Source organism: Coprobacter sp. (assembly GCF_982436375.1).
Genome location: NZ_CEWDCG010000263.1, coordinates 1 through 3433, shown reverse-complemented (window position 1 = coordinate 3433; position 3433 = coordinate 1). Strand labels below are relative to the sequence as shown.

Here is a 3433-nt window from a genome sequence, read left to right as displayed (position 1 = left end):
GTATATATGCGGCAGTCTTACCCGTTCCCGTCTGAGCACAAGCGATCAAATCTCTTCCCTCCAAAATTACAGGTATGGTAAGTTCCTGCACCGGAGTCGTTTCTTTAAAATTCATTGCACTCAAACCTTCCAGAACTTCCGGTCCTAGATTTAATTCATCAAATCTCATATAATTCTACTACTTTTCAAAAAAACTACTCACGATAACCAAAGCCCATTTATCAGCCGGATCTTATCAATAAAATAGTTTGAACAAAGATAGTCATAAAAAATGAAAGATCGGTAATCAAATAAATTAAGACTTACGTCTTTTTCCGGTCTTTTTTCTCGTTTTCAATCGACAGATATATCTCTTGCCCTTCTCATAAAACAGAAAAAGCATCCTCAAACGAAACTCCCAAATCTCGGGTAAAATTCAGATGAGCTCTAAAGCTCAAGAATTACTCTGTTACAATTGCCAAACTTTCCCATAAATCTACCAATTAACTTTGCTGTCTATATTCATTTGGCGTGCAACCTACACACTTTTTAAATAAACGACTGAAATGCTGTGGATACTGAAAACCTAAACCGTACGCAATTTCACTTATCGTCTTATCCGTATCTAATATCCGTTCTTTTGCCATATTTATCAATTCGAGCTGAATATATTCTTGTGCCGTTTTTCCGGTTTCTCGCTTTATCAAATCACCGAAATAATTAGGAGACAAGCACAACCGGTCGGCTCAATATTTCACAGAAGGTAATCCTATACTACGAGGTTTATCTGTATGGAAATAGTCATTCAGAATGTCCTCAAATTTCATAAGTACATCTTTATTGACATTAGTCCGTGTTACAAATTGACGCTCATAAAAACGAATGCAATAATCTAACAACAACTCGATATTTCTTGAAATTAAAGTTTTACTATGCTTGTCTACACCATGTCGAAGTTCATACTCTATATTATGCAAACAATCATATACGATCTGTCTTTCTTGATCCGATAAATGAAGCGCTTCATTCACTTCATAAGAAAAAAACGTATAATTTTTGATATTTCTACCGAGAGATGTTCCTCTTATTAAATCAGGATGAAAAGTCAAAGCCCACCCCTTAGGCTGAATAATCTCCCCATTATCTTCGACACCGATTATCTGACCCGGAGCAAGGAAAACAAGAGTCCCCTCTTGATAATCATAATATTGTCTGCCATATATCAAATCTCCGCACTTCACTTCTTTCAAAAAGATCGTATAAAAACCAAAACTCATTCGAGCATGACGCACAGGCTTTGCCTTTGACATATCTATCACACTAACTAACGGATGCAAAGTTTCGATCCCCATACGAGAATTATACTGATCGACCGTCTCTATCTTTAAAATATTATCTTTCATAGCTTTGCTGTTTTGGATTAATGCAAAGTTAACACTTTTATCGATACTATAATCTGTACTTTTTCAAATCCGTAATAATGGTACAAATACCTGTAATTCATCTACAAATCAATATAAATAACCAATATAATTTTGCAATGTAGATAACAAAAAACAAAATCAATTATGAACACAAAAATGAACTTTGATATGTATGTCCCGACACATACCTTATTCGGTGCAGGAATGTTAAACCATTTGCATTCTCAGAAAATGCCGGGAAAAAAAGCTTTACTCATAATATCTAACGGCAAATCAACTAAAATAAACGGGTACCTAAAACGTACAGAAGAACAACTTCAAAAAGCCGGAGTAGAATTTACTATATTTGACCAGATTGAAGCAAATCCTTTAAAATCTACGGTCATGGCAGGAGGAAATGCTGCCCGAACAAATGGATGTGATTTTATTGTAGCTTTGGGAGGAGGTAGTGTCATGGACGCTTCAAAAGCTATCGCTGTTATGGCTACTAATGACGGAGATTATTGGGATTATATTCCTTCAGGAAGCGGAAAAGGTAAGATTATAACCAATGTACCGCTACCTATTATCGCCATCACGACAACCGCAGGAACAGGGTCGGAAACCGACCCCGGCTGCGTCATCACGAATGAAACAACTCATGAGAAGACAGGCTTTGTACATCCTGCTTTATTTCCCGTTCTCGCAATTGTCGATCCTGAACTAATGCTATCCGTTCCTCCGAAGTTTTCTGCCTATCAAGGATTTGATGCATTATTTCACAGCATAGAAGCATACGTATCGAACGGTGCAAATCTAATGAGCGACATGTATGCTTTAACTGCAATAGAAAATGTGTCTCTCAATCTGCCGAAGACAATAAAAAACGGGAACGATATAGAAGCCCGCACAAAAGTTGCATTCGGCAATACTCTTTCCAGATCTGTAATGTGCGTAGGCCGGTGTAACAGCGAACACTCTCTGGAACATGCCATGTCTGCTTATCACCAGGAACTTCCTCACGGAGCCGGGCTGATCATGATAAGCAAAGCTTACTTTACCCACCTTATTAAACAACACGTATGCGATGATCGTTTTATAAAGATGGCAAAGGTCATGGGTATGAAAAACGCAACAGAACCAATGGATTTTATAGCTGCTCTTACAAAGCTTCAGGAAGATTGCGGCGTAGCCGATCTCAAAATGTCCGATTATGGTATTACCCCCGATGAATTTGAAAAATTCGCTATCAATGCTAAAGATACCATGGGTTTTCTCTTCTCTTGTGATCGTATCCCGCTAAGTAATGAGGATTGTATAAATATTTATGCAGCATCTTACAAATAAATAATTTTAATAGCAAAAGGAAGAAACAAATAGAAAAAGGGAGTATTCTCTCAATGTCTAAACATAAAAAATTATGAAAACTCTGCATTCTATACTTATTTTTATCCTTATGATATCAACTACTTTTAATTCTTCGGCACAAAATAACGATTCAAAAATTTTAGTAGCCTACTATTCTTATAGCGGGAATACCAAAGCTGTTGCCGAACAGATACAAAAAGGTACTGATGGTGATTTATTTGAAATTCAACCTATAAAACCCTATTCCAAAAACTATCAAGAAGTTGTCGATCAAGCTAAAAAAGAAATCAACGACAACTATAAACCCGCTTTAAAAACTAAAGTAAAAGATATCGATAAATACGATGTCATTTTTGTCGGTTCACCTTGCTGGTGGGCAACAATAGCACCTCCGGTAGCGGCATTTTTATCAAGTTATAATCTCTCAGGAAAAACAGTCATTCCGTTTATGACTCATGAAGGAAGCCGCATGGGGCATTCAGAAAACGACATAAAGGCTCTTTGTCCGAAATCGAATGTTTTAAAGGGGCTTCCGATACGAGGTAGTCAGGTAAAACAAGCTGAAGAAGATGTTATGAAATGGTTAGAAAAAATAGAAATGCTAAAAAAATAAGAAATCATGCAAAAACACTACTGTCCACTAAAAATGGACAAGGTTAAAAATTAAACAAATTCGGTTCACT

At 36.6% G+C, this 3433-nt stretch carries 3 protein-coding genes and 1 pseudogene; 2 read left to right on the top strand and 2 right to left on the bottom strand.

The annotated features are described in order from the left end of the window. The coding region (locus tag AC1WHX_RS11375) for a DEAD/DEAH box helicase (RefSeq protein WP_481229383.1) at positions 1-169 on the bottom strand (169 nt) is incomplete at its 3' end. Between the two features lie 313 nt (positions 170-482). Then, positions 483-1382: pseudogene (locus AC1WHX_RS11370) on the bottom strand (helix-turn-helix domain-containing protein). A 165-nt stretch (positions 1383-1547) separates the two neighbouring features. Here AC1WHX_RS11370 and AC1WHX_RS11365 point away from each other — a divergent pair. After that, entirely contained in the window at positions 1548-2729 is a 1182-nt protein-coding gene (locus AC1WHX_RS11365; protein ID WP_481229382.1) for an iron-containing alcohol dehydrogenase, read from the top strand. A gap of 73 nt (positions 2730-2802) precedes the next feature. After that, the gene (locus AC1WHX_RS11360) at positions 2803-3363 is read left to right on the top strand and encodes a flavodoxin (RefSeq protein WP_278584489.1); all 561 of its coding nucleotides are present in this window, start codon (positions 2803-2805) and stop codon (positions 3361-3363) included. Positions 3364-3433 lie beyond the last annotated feature (70 nt).

Bases quoted from the DNA above. Each gene is read 5' to 3' on its own strand.
- AC1WHX_RS11360 (WP_278584489.1), top strand. From the start codon at position 2,803: ATGAAAACTCTGCATTCTATACTTATTTTTATCCTTATGATATCAACT.
- AC1WHX_RS11365 (WP_481229382.1), top strand. From the start codon at position 1,548: ATGAACACAAAAATGAACTTTGATATGTATGTCCCGACACATACCTTA.